The following is a 20,654-nucleotide window of genomic DNA, read 5'->3' on the forward strand; positions in this document are numbered from 1 at the left end:
GAGGACGGCCGTGCGCGTGCTGCTCGTGGAGGACGACCCCGGCGTCGCCGCTGCGCTCGCCGAGCCCCTGCACGCGCGCGGCCACACCGTGACCGGCGTCGGGCGCGGGTCCGACGCGCTGCACCGCCACCGCGAGGCCGACCTGGTGCTGCTCGACCTCGGGCTGCCGGACCTCGACGGGCTCGACGTGCTGCGCAAGATCCGGCAGGTGTCGCCGGTGCCGGTGATCGTGCTGACCGCGCGCGGCGACGAGCGGTCAGTGGTCCGCGGGTTGCGGCTCGGCGCCGACGACTACCTCACGAAACCCGTGCGGCTGGCCGAGTTGCTCGCGCGGATGGACGCCGTGGTGCGCCGGGCGAGCGCGCGCACCACCGCGGCCGACCAGGCCGTGGTCCAGGTCGAGGACGTCGAGATCGACCTCGGTGCGCGCCGCGTCCTCGTGGCTGGCCACGACATCGGGCTGACGACCAAGGAGTTCGCCGTGCTGGCCGTGCTCGCCGCGCGGCCGGGCACCGCCGTGAGCCGCCAGCAGCTGATGGACGAGGTGTGGGGCGACGCGTACCTGGCGATCTCGCGCTCGCTCGACGTCCACATGACCCAGCTGCGCGCGAAGCTCGACCGGCCGGGCCTGCTCACCACGATCCGCGGTTTCGGCTACCGGCTGGGCCGCGGCTGATGCGGACCCGGCTGCTGATCGTGCTGGTCGCGCTCGCGCTGCTCGTGGTGGCGGCGTTCGCCGTGCCGCTGCTGGCGAGCACGGCGGAGCAGCGCACGCAGCAGCTGGTGATCTCGCGCAGCAGCGACGTCGACCGGTTCGGGGTGCTGGCCCAGCAGGCGGTCGACGCCCGCGACCCGGCGGCGCTCGACGCGGAGGCCGAGCGGTACTCGTCGCTCTACGGCGAAGCCGTGGTGGTCGTCGACGCGCAGCGCGAGCCGCTGGTGCAGACGGGCGGGCTCACGGCTTCGGCGCCGGACGTGCGCGCACTCGTGGAGGCGACCATGCGCAACGAGCCGGCGCCGCGGGTCGAGCAGCTGAGCCCGTGGTCGGCGGCGCCGGTGCTGTTCGCGCGCCCGGTAGGCTCGGGCACGCGGGTGGCGGGCGTGGTGGTGCTGCGGGCCTCGGTGGCCGCGGCGGCCGCGGACGTCGCCGCCCGCTGGAGCGCGATCGCCGCCGGGTCACTGCTGGTGGCCACGGTGTTCGTGCTGCTGGCGGTGCTCCTGGCGCGGTGGATGGTACGGCCGCTGGTGGAACTGGAGACCGGCGTGCTGGCCGTCGCCGGCGGGCGTCGCGCACAGGTGCCCGAGAGGTCCGGGCCGCGTGAGCTGCGGTCGCTCGCCGCATCGGTGAACCGCATGTCCGACGCCGTGGCCGAGGCCGCCGACCAGCAGCACCGGCTCGTCGCCGACACCTCGCACCAGCTGCGCAATCCCCTGGCCGCGCTGCGGTTGCGGGTCGACTCACTCGCCGTCGGCGAAGGCGACCGGCCCGCCTACCGCGCGATCGCCGCCGAGGTCGAGCGCCTCGAACGCATCCTCGACGGCCTGCTCGCCCTGGCCACCGCCGAAAGCACCGCCACCCGCATCGCCGCCGGTGCGGACGGTGCGGCCGGCGAGCCCGCCGACCTCGCCGCCGTGATCGCCGAGCGCGTCGACGCCTGGCGACCCGCCGCCGACGACGCGGGCGCCACCCTGCTCCCCTGCCCCGGCCACGACGAGCCGGTGCTCGTCCACACCCCCGAGGGCGAGCTCGCGCAGATCCTCGACGTCCTGCTCGACAACGCCGTGCACCACGCCGGCCGCGGCGCCACGATCTCGGCCACCTGGGAAACCACCCCGGCCACCGCGACCCTCGTCGTGATCGACGACGGCCCTGGCCTCCCGGAAGCCGACCTGGCCCGCGCGACGTCGCGCTTCTGGCGCGCCGGCGGCGACGGCGCACCCCGCGGCACCGGTCTGGGCCTGGCCATCGCGCGCGAGCAGACGCGCGCCCGCGGCGGCACGCTGGAGCTGCGCGGCAACTCACCGCGGGGGTTGCAGGCGCGCGTGACCCTGCCGGCGGTGACGCCGTGACGATCACCCGCCGCACCGCCCTGCTGGGTGGGCTCGCGCTGGCCCTCGCCGGGTGCGCGCCCGCGTACCGCGGACCCGAGCGGAGCGTGACGATCGCCGCCGGGGAGCAGGGCGGGTTCTACCTGGCGTTCGCGGAGGTCCTGGCGGCCGAGGTGAGCCGGGCGGAGCCGCGGTTGCACTGCACGGCCGTGGAGACCGAGGCGAGTGTCGTGAACGTCGAGCGGGTGCGCGACGGCGGGGCGGACCTGGGGCTGGTGCTGGCGGACGTCGCGCAGTCCGCGCTGGCGGGCCGGGCGCCGTTCCCTGCGGCGGTGCCGCTACGGGCGCTCGGGCGGGTGTACGAGAACTACCTGCAGCTCGTGGTGCGGGCGGGTGACCAGCTCACGCAGCTGCGTGAGCTGGCCGGACGGCCGGTGTCCGTGGGCGCGGCCGGGTCGGGAGCGGCGCAGCTGGGCGAGCGGGTGTTCACCGCGGCCGGGGTGACCGTGTCGGCGCGGCACCTGCCGCTCGCGGACGCCATCGCCGCGCTGGCGGACCGGCGCATCGACGCGTTGCTGTGGTCCGGTGGCCTGCCCACGCCGGCGCTGGCGAAGCTCAACCGGACGACGCCGCTCGCGTTGCTGCCGCTCGCTTCGGTGATCCCCGCGCTGCGCGCCGCCCACGGACCGGTCTACGAGCAGGTCCAGGTGCCCACGGGTGCGTACCCCGGGGTCGGCGCGCCGGCGACGATCGGGGTCGCGAACCTGCTCGTCTGCGCGCCGCGGCTGCCCTCGGACGTCGCCGCGGCGGTGGTGCGGGTGCTCGCCGGGCGGGCGGCGGACCTGGTGCCGGCGCAGGCCGTCGGGACGCAGTTCCTCGACGTGCGCACGCTCATCGGGACCCAGCCCGTGGCGCTGCACCCCGGCGCCGCCGACACCTACCGGGCGCTCCACGGCTGACCGGCGCTCGCTAGATTGGGCGGGTGACCCCACCGCGCCGACCGCTCGTCGAGATGCCCTCGCGCGTGCGCTACCACGAGTGCGACGGCCAGGGGATCGTCTTCAACGCCCACTACCTGGCCTACGTCGACATGGCCTCGTTCGAGGTCGAGAAGACGCTGTTCGGCTCGCACGAAGCGTTCCTGGCCACCGGGATCGACGTGGTGGTCGCGGAGTCGAACCTGCGCTACCGCGCGCCGTGCCGCTACGACGACGACCTCGTGGTGTCGGTGTTCCTCACCCACCTCGGCACCACGTCGATGGTCTACGAGTCGGAGATCCGCCGCGACGGGCGGCTCACCACCGAGGCGAAGATCCGCTACGTGTTCATCGACCCGGCCACACTGCGCAAGACCGAGCCGCCCGCCGCCGTGCGCGAGATCTACTCGGCCCACCTGCCCGCACCCACCGCTTCCTGAGGTCCGGCCATGTTCCGCGTGCTCTTCTACCAGCCCGAGATCCCGCCGAACACGGGCAACGCGATCCGGCTGATCGCCAACACCGGCTGCGAGCTGCACCTGGTCGAGCCGCTCGGGTTCACCCTCGAGGACAAGCAGCTGCGCCGCGCGGGCCTCGACTACCACGACCTCGCCCGGGTCCGTGTGCACGCCGATCTCGCGACCGCGTGGCACGCGTTGCTGCCGGCCAAGGTCTACGCGTTCAGCGCGAAGGCCACCCGCCTTTACACCGACGTGGCCTACGAGCCCGGCGACGTGCTGCTGTTCGGCCCCGAGTCCACCGGCCTGCCCGACGACGTGCAGCGCGCGGCCGAGATCACCGATCGCGTGAAGCTGCCGATGGTACCCACGAGCCGCTCGCTCAACCTGGCCAACACGGCGGCGATCACGGTGTACGAAGCCTGGCGGCAGAACGGCTTCGCCCTGCCGCCAGGCTGAGGGCTACGGAAGTCTCTGGCCGATCAGCAGCGCCGCCGCCGCGCCGATCATCAGCACCAGCGTGCCGATCACGACCCACGGTTTGCTCGCGTCGGCGTTCTTGAGCTCGTAGCCGATCTGCTCGCCGAGGTCGGCGTAGACCTTCTTGAGCTCGTCGGCGCTGGCCGCCTTGTAGAAGTCGCCGCCGGACAGGCGCGCGATCTCCTTCAGCGAATCGTCGTCGACCCGCACGTCCTGCGGTTTGCCCTCGATGTCGACCGATCCGTGGGTGGTGCCGAACGAGATCGACGAGATCGGCATCTGCGCCTGCTTCGCCGCCTGCGCCGCCGTGTACGCCCCGCGGGGTGCGTACAGGTCCTCCGGCACGGTCTGCTTCCCGTCGCTCATCAGGACGATGCGCGCGGGTGGCGGTCCTTCGGCGCCGCCGACCACGGCCGAGAAGCTCTCGATCGACTGCATGGCCGCGAAAATACCTTCGCCGGTGGCCGTCGACTGCGCGAGCTTCAGGTTGTCGATCGCCTTCACCACGCCGGCGCGGTCGGTCGTCGGGTTGACGAGCACGGTCGCGGTGCCGGCGAAGGAGATCAGGCCCAGGTTCACGCCGGGGGTCATGTTCTCGGCGAACTGCTTCGCCGCGTCCTGCGCCGCCTTCAGCCGGTTGGGGGCGACGTCGGTGGCCTCCATCGACAGCGACACGTCGATCACCAGGACCACGGTGGCGCGGTTGCGCGGCACCTTCTGCTCGGCGGTCGGCCCGGCCAGCGCGACGGTGAGCACCAGCAGCGACAGCACGATCAGCACCGCGGGCAGGTGCCGGATCCAGCCCTGCGTCTTCGGCGCGACCTTGTCGAGCAGCTCGAGGTTCGCGAACCGCATCACGCGCTTGCGCCGCGCCCGCTGCGCCAGCACGTACGCAACAGCCACGGCCGCCACCAGGATCAGCAGCAGGAACCACCACGGTGAGGTGAAGCCGCCGAGGCTCACTCGACCACCTCCCCGCCCCGCGCCGGCACGGCCGGTCCGAAGCGGTCGTCGCCGGGCCGGGCTGCGCCACCGTGCGGCCGCTCGCTGCCGAGGCTCATGCGACACCTCCCGACCAGCGGCGCTTGCGCGCGACGACGAACCGCACCATGTCGGCGATCCAGTCCGAGTCGGTGCGCAGCACCAGGTGCGCCGCGCCGGCGCGGCGCAGCCCGGCCGCGACCTCCTGCCGGTGGGCGTGCGCCGCGGCGCCGAACTCCTTGCGCAGCAAGGCGGAAGCGTGCACTTCGCGCTGTTTCCCTGTCTCCGGGTCGGCCAGCACGACGGTGCCCACGTCGGGCAGGTCCACGTCGCGCGGGTCGAGGACTTCGATGGCGATGAGCTCGTGGTGCCCGCCGAGCGCGCGCAGCGGCCGCTGCCAGTCCATGGGTCCGAGGAAGTCCGAGATCACCACGCCCAGGCCGCGGCGGCGCGGCGGCCGGCGGAGCTGCTCCAGCGCGTCGGCGAGGTCGCCGCGCACGCCTTCGGGTGCGCGTGGGGTCTCGGCCAGCCGCCGGATCAGGCCGCGCGCGTGGGCGAGCCCGCCGCGCGCCGGGATGCGGTTCACGCCCTGGCCGTTGGACACCAGCGCGCCGATGCGGTTGCCGCCCCCGCCGGTGAGGTGGGCGACGGCGGCTGTCGCGCACACCACCAGGTCGCGTTTCTCGCACAGCGCGGTGCCGAAGTCGAGGCTCGCCGACAGGTCCGCGACCACCCACGTCTCGAGCTCGCGGTCGGCCACCGTCTCGCGGATGTGCGGCGTGGTCGTGCGGGCGGTGACGGCCCAGTCCATCCGCCGCACGTCGTCGCCCGGCTGGTACGGCCGTGCCTCACCCGGTTCCGAACCGGGTCCCGGCACGAGGCCGAGGTGGTTGCCCTGCAACAGCCCGTCGAGCCGGCGGCGGACGTCGAGTTCCAGCGTGCGCAGCCCCGCCTCCAGGCGGTCGCCGCGCAGCACCGGGGGCGCCCACGCGGGACGCTGCTCTTTCTGCCCCTTCGCTGCCACGCCGACTACCTGACGGGCGCGCCCGCCGGCACCGGCCCGGTCCCGCCCTGCGGCCGGGCCGAGACCTGCGGCAGGGGCACGGTCTGCAGCACGCGGGTGATGATGTGGTCCACGGGCACACCGTCGGCGAGGGCGTCGTAGGACAGCACGAGCCGGTGGCGCAGCACGTCGGGCACCACGTCGACCACGTCCTGGGGCAGCACGTAGTCGCGGCCGCGCACGAGGGCGAGCGCGCGGGCCGCGGCGATGATGCCGAGGCTGGCGCGCGGCGACGCGCCGTAGGAGACCCAGCCCGCGACGTCGGCGAGGCCGTGGTCGTTGGGTGTGCGGGTGGTGAGCACGAGGCGCACCACGTAGTCGACGAGCGCGTGGTGCACGAACACCTGCGACGCGACGCCCTGCAGGCGCACCAGCTCGGCGGGGCTGAGGACCTCGTGCGGCACCGGGGGCGTGACACCCATCCGGTAGATGATCTCGCGCTCTTCCTCGGCGGTCGGGTACTCGACCACGATCTTGAACAGGAAGCGGTCGCGCTGCGCCTCCGGCAGCGGGTACACACCCTCGTTCTCGATCGGGTTCTGCGTGGCGAGCACGAGGAACGGGTCGGGCATCGGGAAGGTCTGGCCGCCGATCGACACGTGGCGCTCGGCCATCACCTCGAGCATCGCCGACTGCACCTTCGCGGGCGCGCGGTTGATCTCGTCGGCGAGCACGAAGTTGGCCACCACCGGGCCGAGCTCCACGTCGAAGCGCTCGGCGCCCTGGCGGTAGATGCGCGTGCCGAGGATGTCGGCCGGCACGAGGTCGGGCGTGAACTGCACCCGCGAGAACGAGCCGCCGACCACCCGCGCGAAGGTCTCCACGGCCAGCGTCTTCGCGACGCCGGGCACGCCTTCCAGCAGCAGGTGCCCCTTGGCCAGCAACCCGACGAGCATGCGCTCCACCAGCCGGTCCTGGCCGACGATGATGCGCTTGACCTCGAACACGGTGCGTTCCAGCAACTGGGCGTCCCGCGCCGGCGTGCCGGGCTGTTGCCCGTTGCCGCCCTCGGCGTAGCCGGGCTCGGTCACTCTGCCTCCTGTGGTTCTGCTTCCTCCGGGCTCGCCCGCGACCGTACTGCGTCCCGGAGGCCGACGCCCGAGTGGTCTTCGTGCGCACGGCACGCCGGCCCGTCACGGTAGCCAAGCGCATCGGCGGTGTGACAGCTGTGAAGACGGTCTCAGCGGGCCACGGTCGTCTCGTTTGCCCGGTTCGGCCGGCGCGCCCGCCACGCTTCGACCCAGCCGATCACCACCGCCGCCCCCGCCATGGTGTCGGGGTGGTCCACTGTGGATTTCCGGGGACCCGGGACGTCCACGACCGGCGTCCACACCGGACAGTCGGCACCGCCCGCGAAAACACCACGCGCTCAGCACCCACGCGCGCTAGCGTCTCCGCATGGACGATCCCCTGCTGGCCGCCTACGACACCGAGGTCCGCGGGGCCGAGCTCACGACCGCCGAGCCGGGCACGAGGCTGCTGCGCGACGGACCCGTGGCCCGGATCGTCGGCGCGCGGCGCGGCCAGGTCGTGGGCTTGCCCGACCTCGGCGTCACCGGGGCGGCGCTGGCAGCGCTCATCGAGCGGCAGGTGCGGTTCTTCGGCGCGCGCGGCGAGCTATTCGAGTGGAAGACCCGCGCGCACGACCGGCCCGCCGAGCTGCCCGAGCGGCTGCTGGCCGCCGGGTTCACCGCCGAGGAGACGGAGACGGTCCTCGTCGCGCCGCTGTCTGCGATCGCCGCCTCCGCGCCTTCTTCCCCGGACGTGCTGATCCGCGAGGCCTCCGAGCCACGGGACCTGCGCCGGATCGCGGGGCTCACCGCCGAGGTGTTCGGCAGCGACGAGCAGGCCGTGGCGCGTGAACTCCTCGCCCGCGCCCGCGAGGACCACGGCACGACCGTGCACGTCGTCGCCGAATCGGACGGCCGGCTCGTCTCCGCGGCGCGCCTCGAGCTCGTCCCGGGCACCACGTTCGCGGGCCTCTGGGGCGGGGCGACCCTGCCGGAGTTCCGCGGCCGCGGGCTCTACCGGGCGCTCGTCGCGCACCGGGTGGCCGTCGCGCGCGCCCGCGGGGTCCGCTACCTCCAGGTCGACGCACTGCCGCCGAGCCGCCCAATTCTCCGGCGGCTGGGTTTCACGCCGGTGACCACGACGACACCCTATGTCCGCGATCCCGCCTGAGTTCGTTGTTCCCCGACCCGGCAATTCATGAGTTTTCTTTTCACCATTGTTTCTATCGATACGCCGATAAAGGCCGGTGACCAATACCACCGGAATTCCCCATTGCACGCGGCGACCTGGCCCCTTCACCCGGGAGCCCGTTCCCACACCGGCCTGACCTTGCACTTCTCGATCTTCCAGTAGTTCTTCCAGTAGTTACAGACGGCGAGCTGCACTTCGTGGGCCGGGCGGACCAGCAGGTGAAGTTCCGCGGGTTCCGGATCGAGCCGGGTGAGATCGAGGCCGCGCTGCTCGCCCGGCCCGAAGTCGACCAGGCAAGCTCCGAATGCTCGTCCAGATGGGCAGTTGCCGCTTCAGCGTCGTGACCACCACGGCGCCCTGTGATCCCGCCGCGGGCCGGCCCGTCGCTCGGCTTCGGCGAGCCAGTCGAGGTACCACCGGTCGAACGTCAGCGGCTCACCGGCGCCGCCGATCGGCCCGATCCCGCCGTCGGATGCCTCCGCGTCGGCCCACACCGTGCCGCGGTCGGGGCCGGTGACGGCGAGCAGGTCGTAGTGGCCGCAGCCGTGGTGGCACAGCGGCAGGGTGCCGTGCGTCGCGGCCTCGGCGTCGGCGTCCAGCCGCTGCCTCAGCGCCGTCCACTACCCCTGGGGCACCCGGGTGAAGTCCGGCTCGGGAGCGTGGTGGAACAACCTTCGGTGCGGGAACTCGGTGCGGGAACTCGGTGCGCAGGTTCACCACCTCCGGCCCGCTCCCCTGGCGCCGGCGAACTCCCGGTGCCCAGCGGCCCGCCTGAAGCCGAACACCCCGTACCCGGGGCCGGCGCCGAGTGCGCCGACCTCGAGCAGGTACGTGCGGTACTCCGCGGGGCAGGGGGGCGCCGTAGCGCTCCTCGACCGCGCTGACGTCAGTTTCGTCGAGCTACGGGATCGAGCCGGAAGCGGTGTCCCCAGGCGCTGCTGCTCCGAACACCGAAGCCGCCCCACGGGTGCGCGCGAGTCGTTCGACCCGCGCTCGCACGCCGTCCCACGTCACGAGGACGAAGCGGAGGACCTCAGCCGATCAGCCGGGTCGCGTACGGCATGATCCCGCCGTAGCGCACAGGGGCCACGCGCACGTACGAGCCGGACTGCGGGGCTTCCACCATCTGCCCGTTGCCGAGGTACAGGGCGACGTGGTGGATGCCGCCGGAGCCGCCCCAGAAGAGCATGTCGCCGCGGCGCATCTGGGACAGCGGGACGCGGCGGCCGGAGGTGTACTGGTAGCCGCTGTAGTGCGGCAGCGACCGGACGCCGGCGAAGGCGTAGATCATCAGGCCGGAGCAGTCGAAGCCGATCTTGCGGTAGTCGCCGTACAGGTCGGCGACGCCGCCGTCGTGGATGCCGCGCGTCGGGCCGCTGCTGTTGCCGCCGCCCCAGGCGTACGGGCGGCCCAGCTGCGACAGCGCGCGGGCGATCACGGCCTCGATCGACGAGCCCGCGGCCTGCGACGGCCGGCCACCGCCACCCGAGGACGGACGACCGCCGCCGCCCGAGGACGCGTTGAGGGCGGCCTGGCGGGCGCGTTCCTCGTCCTCCCGCTGCTTCTGCGCGAGCCAGTCCGTGTAGCGCTGTCGCTGGCCCTGCAGGCCGTTGACCTTCGACTGCGCCGCGTAGAGCTGCTGCTCCACCGAAGCCTTGTTCGCCTGCAGCTGCTGGTTCTGCGCCGTCTGGGCCTGCTGTGCCTGCACGGCGTCGGCCTGCGCGGCGTCGGCGCCGCTCTTGGCCCGGGTCGCGGCGTCCTGCTTCGCCTGCGCGATCTCGACGGCCTTGCGCGCGGCGGAGTCCTTGTTGGACTTCTCCGTCTGCGCCTGCTGGAGCCGGTCGAGGGCGTTGAGCCGCGAACCGCCGATGGAGTCGAGCATCGCGGCGCGCGCGAGCAGGTCCTTCGGGCTGTCGGCGGTGAGGTACGCGGAGATCGAGCCGACCGTGCTGCCCTGCTCGAAGCTCGCAGCGGCGAACGTCTTGAGGTCCTGGCGCGCCTTTTCGATCGCGCCGGCCGCGGCGTCGGCCTCCGTGCGCGCGGACTTCGCGGCCTGCTCGGCCTGGCTCGCGGCGTCCTGCGCCGCCTGCAGGTCGACCAGGGCCTTCATGGCCTGTTCCTGCTTCAGCTCGACATCGTCCTGCAGCGAGCTGAGCTTCTGCTCGGCCTGCGCGAGCTGGTTGGTGAGCTTGCCGACCTCGCCGGCCTTCTCGTTGGCCGCGGCCTTCGACGAGTTGAGCTCGGAGTCACTCGGGTTCGGCGGGGGCGGCGGCACGGCCAGACCAGTGCCCGTTGCTCCGAACAGGACCACGAGAGCGAAGGAACCGACGGTGAGACCACGCCGCACGACCCGTTTACGCCGGACCTCCACGACCCGCCACCTCCCGCTCACCCGACCGCTCACCAGCATCTGCCAGCAGTGATCACACCGCGTGCCACTGCAGTCACACCACTATCACAAGCCTCAGGCGGAACTCACACACCGTAGACACCAATTCCCCTCATCGGGGGACCCCCGCCGGTCGGCGTGTTCGAATGGCCCAGCTCACTCCGCGTGTCGTCTTGAAGTGAATACAGGACACGCGTACTGTTTGGGGCGACGGACGAGGTGTGCCATCCCGATTCCGGTCCTACGGTGGGGGTGCGCAAGACTCGGTCGCGGTCTTCCCGAGGGCCGCGAAACACACACCGAACTGACCCGGGGCCCGCACCCGCGACGGCGCGAGTCCCCGCCACTGGAGTTAGACGTGACTGCACCTGCCAGCAAGGACAGCTTCGGCGCCAAAGACACGCTGAAGGTCGGAGACAACTCGTACGAGGTCTTCCGCCTGAACAAGGTCGAGGGCTCCGAGCGGCTGCCCTACAGCCTGAAGATCCTCCTCGAGAACCTGCTGCGCACCGAGGACGGCGCGAACATCACCGCCGACCACATCCGCGCGCTCGGCAGCTGGGACCCCAGCGCCGACCCGTCGATCGAGATCCAGTTCACGCCGGCCCGCGTGATCATGCAGGACTTCACCGGCGTGCCGTGCGTCGTGGACCTCGCGACCATGCGGGAGGCCGTCACCGACCTCGGTGGCGACCCCGACAAGGTGAACCCGCTGGCCCCGGCCGAGCTGGTCATCGACCACTCCGTGATCATCGACGTGTTCGGCCGCGCCGACGCGTTCGAGCGCAACGTCGAGATCGAGTACGAGCGCAACCGCGAGCGCTACCAGTTCCTGCGCTGGGGCCAGGGCGCCTTCGACGAGTTCAAGGTCGTACCGCCGGGCACCGGCATCGTGCACCAGGTCAACATCGAGCACCTCGCGCGCACGGTCATGGCCCGCAACGGGCAGGCCTACCCCGACTCCTGCGTCGGCACCGACTCGCACACCACCATGGTCAACGGCCTGGGCGTGCTGGGCTGGGGCGTCGGCGGCATCGAGGCCGAGGCCGCCATGCTGGGCCAGCCGGTGTCGATGCTCATCCCGCGTGTGGTCGGCTTCAAGCTGACCGGCGAGATCCCGACCGGCGTCACCGCCACCGACGTGGTGCTCACCATCACCGAGATGCTGCGCAAGCACGGTGTGGTCAGCAAGTTCGTCGAGTTCTACGGCGAGGGTGTCGCCTCGGTGCCGCTGGCCAACCGCGCCACCATCGGCAACATGAGCCCCGAGTTCGGCTCCACCGCGGCGATCTTCCCGATCGACGACGAGACCATGCGCTACCTCAAGCTCACCGGCCGTTCGGCCGAGCAGGTCGCGCTCGTCGAGGCCTACGCCAAGGAGCAGGGCCTCTGGCACGACGCGAACCGCGAGCCGGTGTACTCCGAGTACCTCGAGCTGGACCTCTCCACGGTCGTCCCCTCGATCGCCGGCCCGAAGCGCCCGCAGGACCGCATCGAGCTGTCCGACGCCAAGGAGTCGTTCCGCAAGTCGGTGCACGACTACGTGGAAGAGCAGCACCCGGCGCCGCACACCAAGGTCGACGAGACCATCGAGGAGACCTTCCCGGCGAGCGACCCGGCTTCGCTGTCGTTCGCCGACGAGGACGCCGTGCCGGTGGCCTCGGCCGCCAACGGTGCCTCGGGCCGCCCGTCCAAGCCGGTCACGGTCACCTCGGCCGAGCGCGGCGAGTTCGTGCTCGACCACGGCGCCGTGGTGATCGCCTCGATCACCTCGTGCACCAACACCTCGAACCCGTCGGTGATGCTGGGTGCGGCGCTGCTCGCCCGCAACGCGGTGGACAAGGGCCTCGCGGTGAAGCCGTGGGTCAAGACGTCGATGGCGCCGGGCTCGCAGGTCGTCACCGACTACTACAACAAGGCCGGCCTGTGGCCGTACCTGGAGAAGCTGGGCTACCACCTGGTCGGCTACGGCTGCACCACCTGCATCGGCAACTCCGGCCCGCTGTCGGACGAGATCTCCGCCGCGATCCAGGAGAACGACCTCACCGCCGTCTCCGTGCTCTCGGGCAACCGGAACTTCGAAGGCCGCATCAACCCCGACGTGAAGATGAACTACCTCGCGTCGCCGCCGCTGGTCATCGCCTACGCACTGGCCGGCACGATGGACTTCGACTTCGAGAGCCAGCCGCTGGGCCAGGACACCGACGGCAACGACGTGTTCCTGAAGGACATCTGGCCTTCGCCGCAGGAGATCCAGGAGACGATCGACTCCTCGATCACCCAGGAGATGTTCTCCAAGGACTACGCCGACGTGTTCGACGGCGGCGAGCGCTGGAAGGCGCTGCCCACCCCCGAGGGCAAGACCTTCGACTGGGACACCGAGTCCACCTACGTGCGCAAGCCCCCGTACTTCGAGGGCATGCAGGCCGAGCCGGCGCCGGTCGCCGACATCTCCGGCGCGCGCGTGCTGGCGAAGCTGGGCGACTCGGTCACCACCGACCACATCTCCCCCGCCGGTGCGATCAAGGCCGACACCCCGGCCGGTCAGTACCTGACCGAGCACGGCATCGACCGCAAGGACTTCAACTCCTACGGCTCGCGCCGCGGCAACCACGAGGTGATGATCCGCGGCACCTTCGCGAACATCCGGCTGCGCAACCAGCTGCTGGACGACGTGCAGGGCGGCTACACCCGCGACTTCACCCAGGACGGCGCCCCGCAGGCCTTCATCTACGACGCCGCCCAGAACTACGCCGCGGCCGGCACCCCGCTGGTCGTGCTCGGCGGCAAGGAGTACGGCTCGGGCTCGTCGCGTGACTGGGCCGCCAAGGGCACCTCGCTGCTGGGCGTGCGCGCGGTGATCACCGAGTCGTTCGAGCGCATCCACCGCTCGAACCTCATCGGCATGGGCGTCATCCCGCTGCAGTTCCCGGCCGGCGAGTCGGCCGCGTCGCTGAAGCTGGACGGCACGGAGACCTTCGACATCGAGGGCATCACCAAGCTCAACGACGGCGAGACCCCGCGCACGGTGCACGTCACCGCCACCAAGCAGGACGGCACCAAGGTGGAGTTCGACGCCGACGTCCGCATCGACACCCCGGGCGAGGCCGACTACTACCGCAACGGCGGCATCCTGCAGTACGTGCTGCGCAAGATGACGCACGCCTGATCCGTCTGGTCCGAACACGTGCGAAGGCCGCTCCGCAAGTTTCCGGGGCGGCCTTCGCCGTTCGTTGCTTCACGCTTTGGCGGCTTCCGCTACACGTTCGTCACCGGCGGGTCCAGTGACGGGATCGACCTCACCGAACAGCACACCTAGTGTTGCGAGTCGTTAGTTCGACTGTGGTTGGTGGGGTGTGGCATGCCGAACCCGAAGGCTGAGCCGGTGGTGTTGTCCGAGGAGGAACGGCGGGTTTTGCTGGCCTGGATTCGGCGTCGTATGACGGCGCAGGCGTTGGCGGCGCGAGCGCGGATTGTGTTGCGGTGCGCCGAAGGTGGCACGATCGGGCAGGCGGCCGCGGATCTGGGTGTTTTCCGGGACATGGTCTCCAAGTGGCGGTCGCGGTTCCTGACCGGCCGTCTGGAAGGTCTCTCGGACGAGCCGCGTCCGGGGCGACCGAGGTTGATCACTGATGACCGCGTGGAGCGGATGATCACCAAGACCCTGGAAGAAACGCCGGGCAAGGACACGCATTGGTCGACACGGTCGATGGCCTCGGCCACGGGCCTGTCCCAAACAGCGGTCTCGCGGATCTGGCGCGCGTTCGGATTGAAACCGCACGCGATCGAAACCTGGAAACTGTCGACTGACCCCCAGTTCGTGGACAAAGTCCGTGACGTCGTCGGCCTGTACATGGCCCCGCCGGAGAACGCCTTGGTGCTGGCGGTGGACAAGAAAAGCCAGATACAGGCAATCGACCGAACCGCAGCCATCCTGCCGCTGATGCCGACGACGCCGGCGCGGATGACCCGTGACTACGTTCGTCACGGCACTACCAGCTTGTTCGCGGCGTTCCACGTCGACACTCTCGCAGCCTACTGCGGCCGAATCAACGACTCACGAAACTAGCGACGCGACAGCACGAACACCGGCAACGGCCGCCCGGCCGCGACGCGTTCCATCTCGTAGCCCGGCCAGAACGCGAGCAGCTCCGACCACATCCGGTCGTACTCGGCGCCTTCCAGCTCGCGGGCCTTGACCTCCACGACCCGCGCGCGGATCCCGACCGTCGCCTTCGGATCCGCGCGCAGGTTGTAGGTCCAGGCCGGGTTGTTCGGCCGGCCCCAGTTCGAGCCGGTCAGCACGAAGTCGTCGCCGTGCGGGAAGTACAGGAGGTTCGTGCTGCGGGGCAGCCCGCTCTTGCGCCCGGTCGTGGTGAGCCGCAGTGACGGCAGGCCGGCCAGGCCGACCAGCGTGACCCGGCCCCCGAAGAAGCGGTGCAGCTTCTGGTCGGTCCAGATGATGCCGCGCGAGAGCGTCATCACGAACGGCAGGGTGCCGAGCTTGCGGGCGAAGGACTCGAGGGGGTTACGCACGCACCGATCTTGCCAAACTCACCCCGAACCGCTGCTGGGAGTCCGTCCACCAGCGCTCGACCGCGAACCCGGCGGCCGCCAGCTCCGATCCGACGCCGGCGGGGCGGAACTTGGCGGAGATCTCCGTGCGGATGTGCTCCCCCGCCGCGAAGTGCACCCGGAGGTCGGCACCCGGGATGTCGACGGTGACCTCGTGCCGGGCCCGCAGCCACATCTCGATCCACTCGTGCTCGGCGTCCCAGTGCGACACGTGCTCGAAGGCGTCGAGGTCGAAGTTCGCGCCGAGGCGGGCGTTGATCACGCGCAGCACGTTGCGGTTGAACGCCGCGGTGACTCCGGCCGCGTCGTCGTACGCCCGCTCCAGCGTCTCGGGGTCCTTCACCAGGTCGGTGCCCAGCAGCAGCCACTCGCCCTCGTCGAGCACGTCGCGCACCGAACGCAGGAACGTGGCGCGGTCGGCGGGCAGGAAGTTGCCGATCGTGCCGCCGAGGAACGCCACCACGCGCGGCGCCGTGCCCGGCAACAGGTTCAGGTGCTGGGTGAAGTCGCCGACGACCCCGCGCACCGCCAGCTTCGGGTAGTCCCCCGCGATCGCCTCGGCGGCCTCTGCGAGGGCCGACTCCGACACGTCCAGCGGCACGAACGATTCGAGCGTGCCGTGCTCGGTGAGCGCGTCGAGCAGCAGCCGCGTTTTCTCGCTCGACCCCGAGCCCAGCTCCACGAGCGTGTGCGCGTCGGTGAGCCGCGCGATGTCACCGGCCCGCGCGGCCAGCACCTCGCGCTCGCTGCGGGTCGGGTAGTACTCGGGCAGCTCGGTGATCTTCTCGAACAGCTCGCTGCCCTCGGCGTCGTAGAACCACTTGGGCGGCAACCACTTCCGCTCCGCCGTGAGCCCCGCGCGCACGTCGGCGCGCAGTTCGCCCGCGACGTCGCGGTGATGGCTTTCGAGATCGACTTCACTCATGAGGCGCTGCTCCGATCCAAGGTCAGGGGAAGAAGGTCGACGACGTCCGCGGTCACGCGCACGGCGTGGTGCTCGGGCACGGGCGTCCAGGCCGGGTCCGGGTCGCACGGCTCGGACGCCAGCACGAGACCGCCGGGCACCGGCCGCATCGCCAGCGCGTGTGTCCACGTGGTGCCGATCAGCGTCGTGCCGTCGGTCAGCAGGAAGTTGAGCCGCGAACCCGGCGCGGCGGCCTCGACCTCGGCGATGAGGTCGGTGACCGCGGCCAGCGGGTCGGCCCCGCCCCGCAGCCGCGCGCGCAGCAGCGCCCACAGCAGAGCCGAGTCGGTCGGGGCTTCGAGAGTGAGCAGTTCGGTCACGTCGAGGGATTGCGCCAGCGCGGCCACGGATCCGGGCCAGCCGCGGACCACGCCGTTGTGGCTGAAGAGCCACCGGCCGTCGGTGAACGGCGCCGCGGCCGCCTCGGTCACCGGCATGCCGGTGGTGCCGTTGCGGGCCGCGGCGACGAACGCCGTGGTCTTCACCGACGCGGCCAGCGCGGGCAGCGTCTGGTCCGTCCACAGTGGAGTCTGCCGCCGGTAGCGCTGCGGCGCGCCCCCCGGCTCGGGGTACCAGCCGAGGCCGAAGCCGTCGGCGTTGACCGAGCCCCCGCCCCGCATGTCGCGCGGGGCGTAGGACTGCACGAGCAGCGCATGGGGCGCCGCGAACACCAGCTCGGCGGGCGAAACGGGCGCACCGAGGTACGCGAGGTGCCGGCACATGCCGTTCAGTTCACCTCGCCGGGCCGGGGATCGCGCGCGCACCGGAAGCCGGAGAAGATCTGCCGCCGGATCGGGTAGTCCCAGTTGCGGAACGTGCCGCGGATCGCCGCCGAGTCGGTGCCGAACGAGCCGCCGCGCAGCACCTTGTACTCCGGACCGAAGAACACCTCGGAGTACTCGCGGTACGGGAACGCCGCGAACCCCGGGTAGCCGTGGAAGTCGGTGCTCGTCCACTCCCACACGTCGCCGATCAGCTGGTGCACCCCGAGCGGCGACGCGCCGGCCGGGTACGCGCCGGCCTCGGCCGCGCGCAGGTGGCGCTGCCCGAGGTTGGCGTGCTCGGCCGTCGGTTCCTCGTCGCCCCAGGGGAACCGCCGCGACCGCCCGCTGACCGGATCGTGGCGCGCGGCCTTCTCCCACTCGGCTTCCGTGGGCAGCCGCTTGCCGGCCCACGCCGCGTACGCCTCGGCTTCGTAGTAGGACACGTGCACCACCGGCTCACGGACGGGCACCGGCTCGTGGACACCGAACCGCGTGCGCCACCAGCCGCTCGGCTCGCGGTGCCAGAAGCGCGGCGCCGTGATGTCGTGCTCCTGCCGGTATGCCCAACCGGCCTCGCTCCAGAACCGCCGCTCGTCGTAGCCGCCGGCTTCGAGGAACTCGACGTACGCGCCGCAGGTGACCGCGCCGGTGTCGAGGAAGTACGCCGGCACGTGGATCTCGTGGGCCGGGCGTTCGTTGTCCAGCGCCCACGGCTCGGCCGTGGTCCCCATGGTGAAGCGCCCGGCGGGCACGAACACCTCGGCCGGCAGGCGGCCCGCCGCCGCGGGTGGTGGTTCCGGCGCGTGCAGCACGGGTTCGCCGCGGCGCAGTTGGTGCGTGGCCAGCATGGTCTCGTCGTGCTGCTGCTCGTGCTGGGTGATCATGCCGAACGCGAACGCGCTCTCGGTGAGCCGGCTGCCTTCCAGCGGCGCGGTCTCCAGCACGTCGAACGCCTTCTCGCGGACCTCGCGCACGTACGCCCTGGCCTCGGCCGGGCCGAGCAGCGGCAGGGCGGGCCGGTCGGCGCGCGCGTGCTGGAACGCGTCGTAGAGGTCGTCGATGTCCGGGCGCAGCGGCTCGCGGCCGCCGACGTCGCGAACCAGCCACAGCTCTTCCTGGCTGCCGATGTGCGCGAGGTCCCAGACCAGCGGCGACATCAGCTTCGAGTGCTGGCGCACCAGGTCCTCGTCGTCGACGGCGTCGGTGAGGACCACGCTGCGCGCCCGGGCCCGGGTGAGGGCCTCGGCCGCGTGGGCCCGCAAGTTCTGCGGGCTCAGCTCCAGCAGCGGGTTGTGTTCCGGGGTAACGGTCATCGCTCCTGACTCCTCGATCCGTTCACGCGTGCGCGCACGCTCTCGGTGATCCCGGTGATGGTCTCGGCGCCCAGCCCCGTGGTCGGCAGCTCGGTGATCGCGAGCTCCACGAGCTCGCGCGCGACCGCCGCGATCCGTTCGTCGGCCAGACCCCGCTTCGCGGCCTCGACCCAGCGGTCCGCCACCGGCGCGCACAGCCGGCGCACCTCGTCCACTGTGGACGGACGGGCGAACAGGGCCGAGACGAGGGCGACCGGGGGCAGCCATTCGCCCGGGGCCTGGGCGTCGAGGTACCGGATCTCCAGGTATCCGTGCGGCCGAACCGGGGTGAACATCGTGGTGATGTGGTAGTCGAGGTCCTCGGCCGTGGGGCGGCGCAGCACTCCGGCAGCACCGCGGCCGTCGATCCAGTCGGCGAACGTGACTCCGTCCGGGGCGTCCCACGGCCGCTCGCCGCGGGGCAGCACCATCAACGGCGTGTCCATCATGCGCCGGCCCCAGTCGGCCGCCGGGTCTGGACCTGGGACGGCCGAATGGGTCCGGACCGGTTCGGTGTCGAGCACCGCGAGCCAGCGCGCGGACTCGCACCCGGTGTCACGGCCGGCGTGCACGCGGGAGTTGGCGAACGTGGCCAGCAGCGGCGGACCCATCACGTGGGCCGCCTCCCAGCGCGCCGCGACCTGGTCGGCTTCCCCCGTGTCGACGCAGATCTGCAGCCCGGCGGTGCTGCACATCATGGTGATCCCGCCGGCGCCGATGGGCTCGAACCGGCGTTCCATCGCGGCGTAGCGAGGAGTGCGCAGGGCGCGCCGGGGTGGGCGGTGGACGTCGATGCCCGTCTCGCCGAGCACGAGTCCGTGCCGCGCGAGAAGGGTGACGAGATGGGAGAGATCGGCCGAGACGGCTGCGTGCAGATCGGGCAGCGAGGCCTGGGGAAGAGCGGAGATCTCCACCTGGCACCCGGGCTCGAGACTCACGGGAGAGCCTGCCGGGAGCGGGGTGGCCGGGCTGTCGGGGCGCAGTGTCCGCGGGGTGTGCGGGCCGAGCGCCGTGGCCAGGACATCGAGGTCGAGCGGGCGGGCCGGGTCCTCGGTGTGGTGCACCGTGAACTCGAGTTCCACGCCGAGGAGTCTCGGTGGGCCGTGTTTGAAGCACACCGAGGCGACGTACGCCTCCCCGGCCGCGCGATCGGAAAGCACTCGCGCGGTCCGGTTCGACGCACTTCCGGACTTCTCCGGAAAATCGTGCACCGCAGTCATGTTCGCCGTCCGGGTCAAGGAGGCCCGCGGGGTGGGACCTCTCGCCTCCGGACGCTACACGGAGGGTCTGACAAAATCAGGTGACCGCGAGCGCCGCGAAGATCCGCAAGACTCTCGTAAGGACTCCTGACCTGCGCGTTTGTCCTGAAGTTCCCGACCGTTGCGCCATCCGGATGATCAAGGCAACGCGGCTTCGGTCCCCAGGCCCAGCTCGGCGGCCGCCGACTGCACGGCCCCGATCACCAGGTGCAACGCCGGGCGCCGGATCTCCGTGCGCCGGTAGGCGATCGACACCGTGCGCAGTAGCGGCGTCGTCAGCGTGACCACGTCGATGCCCGGCGGCCGCAGCAGCCGCAGCCCGAGGTCCGACACGAGCGTGACGCCGAGCCCCGCGCCCACCATGGCCATCGCCGTGGACTGCTCCTCGACCTCGTGGTTGATCTTCGGCGCAAAGCCGTGGCGGTGGCACGCCATCCGCATCGCCCGGCCGAAGTGCGACTTCGGGCTCGCGAGGATCCACGGGTGCTCCGCCAGCTCGTCGAGTGACACCGCACCGGTGGGGAACGCACCGGCCGGCACCGCCGCGTGCAGCCGTTCGACGGCCACCACCGCGCGTTCCAGCCCGTTGTCCCACTGCGTCGGCGAGTCGGAGTAGTCGAGCACGAACGACAGGTCCAGCGCGCCGTCGCGCACCGCCTCCGCGGTGTCCTCGGGGGCCAGTTCCCGCGTCCGCAGCTGGATGCCGGGGTACTCCGCGGCGAGCGCGGTCAGCGCCGAGGGCAGCAGACCGGACGCGACCGAGGCCCACACCCCCGCGGTCAGCCGGGCCGCCATCGTGCCCTGCGCTTCCTCGAGGGCGAGCGTGGCGCGCTCGACCGAGCCCAGGATCTCCTCCGCGTGCTCGGTGAGCAGCACGCCCAGTTCGGTCAGCTGCACGCGCCGGCCGAGCCGTTCGAACAACTTCGCGCCCACGTCCCGTTCGAGCTGCGCCAGCTGCTGCGACACGGCCGAAGCCGTGTAGTGCAGCGACACCGCGGCAGCGGTGACCGTCCCCCGGCGTCGCAACTCCCGGAGCATCCGCAGGCGGTGCAACGAAAGCTCCATGCAGAAACCCTAAACAACTTCGTGCAGCTTCGTTAACTGGACGCGAAGGCGCCGCTGACCGCACCCTCGAAAGCGA

19 protein-coding genes are annotated in these 20,654 nt (G+C 71.7%); 8 read left to right on the forward strand and 11 right to left on the reverse strand.

Going from position 1 to position 20,654, the window contains the following annotated elements:
- Positions 1-10: 10 nt before the first annotated feature.
- From ACWEOE_RS37670 to ACWEOE_RS37690, 5 genes are read left to right on the forward strand one after another with little or no spacing between them, the layout of a single operon-like run.
- Positions 11-676 carry a response regulator transcription factor gene (locus ACWEOE_RS37670; protein WP_452017874.1) on the forward strand — a complete coding sequence of 222 codons (666 nt, stop codon included), beginning with the start codon at positions 11-13 and terminating at the stop codon, positions 674-676.
- Positions 676-2,070, forward strand: a complete 1,395-nt coding sequence (locus tag ACWEOE_RS37675; protein ID WP_452017876.1) for a sensor histidine kinase — start codon at positions 676-678, stop codon at positions 2,068-2,070. The genes ACWEOE_RS37670 and ACWEOE_RS37675 overlap by 1 nt, the downstream gene beginning before the upstream one ends.
- The gene (locus ACWEOE_RS37680) at positions 2,067-3,008 is read left to right on the forward strand and encodes a TAXI family TRAP transporter solute-binding subunit (protein ID WP_452017878.1); all 942 of its coding nucleotides are present in this window, start codon (positions 2,067-2,069) and stop codon (positions 3,006-3,008) included. Before ACWEOE_RS37675 ends, ACWEOE_RS37680 begins: the two co-directional genes overlap by 4 nt.
- Positions 3,009-3,031: 23 nt before the next feature.
- A complete protein-coding gene (locus ACWEOE_RS37685; RefSeq protein WP_452017880.1) occupies positions 3,032-3,466 on the forward strand; it encodes an acyl-CoA thioesterase in 435 nt (144 codons plus the stop codon).
- Between the two features lie 9 nt (positions 3,467-3,475).
- Positions 3,476-3,943 (forward strand): tRNA (cytidine(34)-2'-O)-methyltransferase, encoded by a 468-nt coding sequence (locus ACWEOE_RS37690; protein ID WP_452017882.1) that lies wholly within the window; start codon positions 3,476-3,478, stop codon positions 3,941-3,943.
- A gap of 3 nt (positions 3,944-3,946) precedes the next feature.
- Here the strand turns inward: ACWEOE_RS37690 and ACWEOE_RS37695 are convergent, their stop codons facing one another.
- The 4 genes from ACWEOE_RS37695 to ACWEOE_RS37710 all read right to left on the reverse strand — a co-directional run bounded on the left by ACWEOE_RS37695 (position 3,947) and on the right by ACWEOE_RS37710 (position 7,326).
- On the reverse strand, positions 3,947-4,927 hold the full coding sequence (locus ACWEOE_RS37695) for a VWA domain-containing protein (RefSeq protein ID WP_452017884.1): 981 nt from the start codon (positions 4,925-4,927) through the stop codon (positions 3,947-3,949).
- Between the two features lie 94 nt (positions 4,928-5,021).
- Positions 5,022-5,969: a DUF58 domain-containing protein gene (locus tag ACWEOE_RS37700; RefSeq protein ID WP_452017886.1), complete on the reverse strand. Its 948-nt coding sequence runs from the start codon at positions 5,967-5,969 to the stop codon at positions 5,022-5,024.
- 5 nt (positions 5,970-5,974) lie between these two features.
- On the reverse strand, positions 5,975-7,039 hold the full coding sequence (locus tag ACWEOE_RS37705) for an AAA family ATPase (protein WP_452017888.1): 1,065 nt from the start codon (positions 7,037-7,039) through the stop codon (positions 5,975-5,977).
- 149 nt (positions 7,040-7,188) lie between these two features.
- Positions 7,189-7,326, reverse strand: coding sequence for a hypothetical protein (locus ACWEOE_RS37710; RefSeq protein WP_452017890.1), 138 nt, complete (start codon positions 7,324-7,326; stop codon positions 7,189-7,191).
- Between the two features lie 80 nt (positions 7,327-7,406).
- Here ACWEOE_RS37710 and ACWEOE_RS37715 point away from each other — a divergent pair, with 80 nt between their 5' ends.
- Positions 7,407-8,189: a GNAT family N-acetyltransferase gene (locus ACWEOE_RS37715; protein ID WP_452017892.1), complete on the forward strand. Its 783-nt coding sequence runs from the start codon at positions 7,407-7,409 to the stop codon at positions 8,187-8,189.
- A gap of 1,054 nt (positions 8,190-9,243) precedes the next feature.
- On the opposite strand, the gene ACWEOE_RS37720 is transcribed toward ACWEOE_RS37715, so the two are convergent.
- A complete protein-coding gene (locus ACWEOE_RS37720; RefSeq protein WP_452017894.1) occupies positions 9,244-10,581 on the reverse strand; it encodes an NlpC/P60 family protein in 1,338 nt (445 codons plus the stop codon).
- Positions 10,582-10,957: 376 nt separating this feature from the next.
- Here ACWEOE_RS37720 and acnA point away from each other — a divergent pair, with 376 nt between their 5' ends.
- Both acnA and ACWEOE_RS37730 read left to right on the forward strand, forming a co-directional pair.
- Positions 10,958-13,768, forward strand: coding sequence for an aconitate hydratase AcnA (acnA, locus tag ACWEOE_RS37725; protein WP_452017896.1), 2,811 nt, complete (start codon positions 10,958-10,960; stop codon positions 13,766-13,768).
- A 192-nt stretch (positions 13,769-13,960) separates the two neighbouring features.
- Positions 13,961-14,668 carry an IS630 family transposase gene (locus ACWEOE_RS37730; protein ID WP_452017898.1) on the forward strand — a complete coding sequence of 236 codons (708 nt, stop codon included), beginning with the start codon at positions 13,961-13,963 and terminating at the stop codon, positions 14,666-14,668.
- Here the strand turns inward: ACWEOE_RS37730 and ACWEOE_RS37735 are convergent.
- From ACWEOE_RS37735 to ACWEOE_RS37760, 6 genes are all read right to left on the reverse strand, one after another.
- Complete coding sequence (locus ACWEOE_RS37735; protein ID WP_452017900.1) at positions 14,665-15,135, reverse strand: nitroreductase family deazaflavin-dependent oxidoreductase; 471 nt, start codon at positions 15,133-15,135, stop codon at positions 14,665-14,667. The two genes, ACWEOE_RS37730 and ACWEOE_RS37735, sit on opposite strands and share 4 nt — an antisense overlap.
- A complete protein-coding gene (gene egtD / locus ACWEOE_RS37740) occupies positions 15,128-16,099 on the reverse strand; it encodes an L-histidine N(alpha)-methyltransferase (protein ID WP_452017902.1) in 972 nt (323 codons plus the stop codon). Before egtD ends, ACWEOE_RS37735 begins: the two co-directional genes overlap by 8 nt.
- Positions 16,096-16,860 (reverse strand): ergothioneine biosynthesis protein EgtC, encoded by a 765-nt coding sequence (gene egtC / locus ACWEOE_RS37745; protein WP_452017904.1) that lies wholly within the window; start codon positions 16,858-16,860, stop codon positions 16,096-16,098. The genes egtD and egtC overlap by 4 nt, the downstream gene beginning before the upstream one ends.
- A gap of 5 nt (positions 16,861-16,865) precedes the next feature.
- Complete coding sequence (egtB, locus tag ACWEOE_RS37750; RefSeq protein ID WP_452017906.1) at positions 16,866-18,215, reverse strand: ergothioneine biosynthesis protein EgtB; 1,350 nt, start codon at positions 18,213-18,215, stop codon at positions 16,866-16,868.
- Complete coding sequence (locus ACWEOE_RS37755; RefSeq protein ID WP_452017908.1) at positions 18,212-19,474, reverse strand: glutamate-cysteine ligase family protein; 1,263 nt, start codon at positions 19,472-19,474, stop codon at positions 18,212-18,214. Before ACWEOE_RS37755 ends, egtB begins: the two co-directional genes overlap by 4 nt.
- Positions 19,475-19,651: 177 nt before the next feature.
- Positions 19,652-20,578, reverse strand: a complete 927-nt coding sequence (locus tag ACWEOE_RS37760; protein WP_452017910.1) for a LysR substrate-binding domain-containing protein — start codon at positions 20,576-20,578, stop codon at positions 19,652-19,654.
- Positions 20,579-20,654 lie beyond the last annotated feature (76 nt).

This window comes from Amycolatopsis sp. NPDC004368, from assembly GCF_053602515.1.

What these genes read in the sequence shown, in the direction of transcription:
- egtC (WP_452017904.1), bottom strand. Translation starts at nt 16,860, where the DNA reads ATGTGCCGGCACCTCGCGTACCTCGGTGCGCCCGTTTCGCCCGCCGAG.
- ACWEOE_RS37715 (WP_452017892.1), top strand. Translation starts at nt 7,407, where the DNA reads ATGGACGATCCCCTGCTGGCCGCCTACGACACCGAGGTCCGCGGGGCC.
- egtD (WP_452017902.1), bottom strand. Translation starts at nt 16,099, where the DNA reads ATGAGTGAAGTCGATCTCGAAAGCCATCACCGCGACGTCGCGGGCGAA.
- ACWEOE_RS37690 (WP_452017882.1), top strand. Translation starts at nt 3,476, where the DNA reads ATGTTCCGCGTGCTCTTCTACCAGCCCGAGATCCCGCCGAACACGGGC.
- ACWEOE_RS37675 (WP_452017876.1), top strand. Translation starts at nt 676, where the DNA reads ATGCGGACCCGGCTGCTGATCGTGCTGGTCGCGCTCGCGCTGCTCGTG.
- ACWEOE_RS37730 (WP_452017898.1), top strand. Translation starts at nt 13,961, where the DNA reads ATGCCGAACCCGAAGGCTGAGCCGGTGGTGTTGTCCGAGGAGGAACGG.
- ACWEOE_RS37760 (WP_452017910.1), bottom strand. Translation starts at nt 20,578, where the DNA reads ATGGAGCTTTCGTTGCACCGCCTGCGGATGCTCCGGGAGTTGCGACGC.
- ACWEOE_RS37755 (WP_452017908.1), bottom strand. Translation starts at nt 19,474, where the DNA reads ATGACTGCGGTGCACGATTTTCCGGAGAAGTCCGGAAGTGCGTCGAAC.
- egtB (WP_452017906.1), bottom strand. Translation starts at nt 18,215, where the DNA reads ATGACCGTTACCCCGGAACACAACCCGCTGCTGGAGCTGAGCCCGCAG.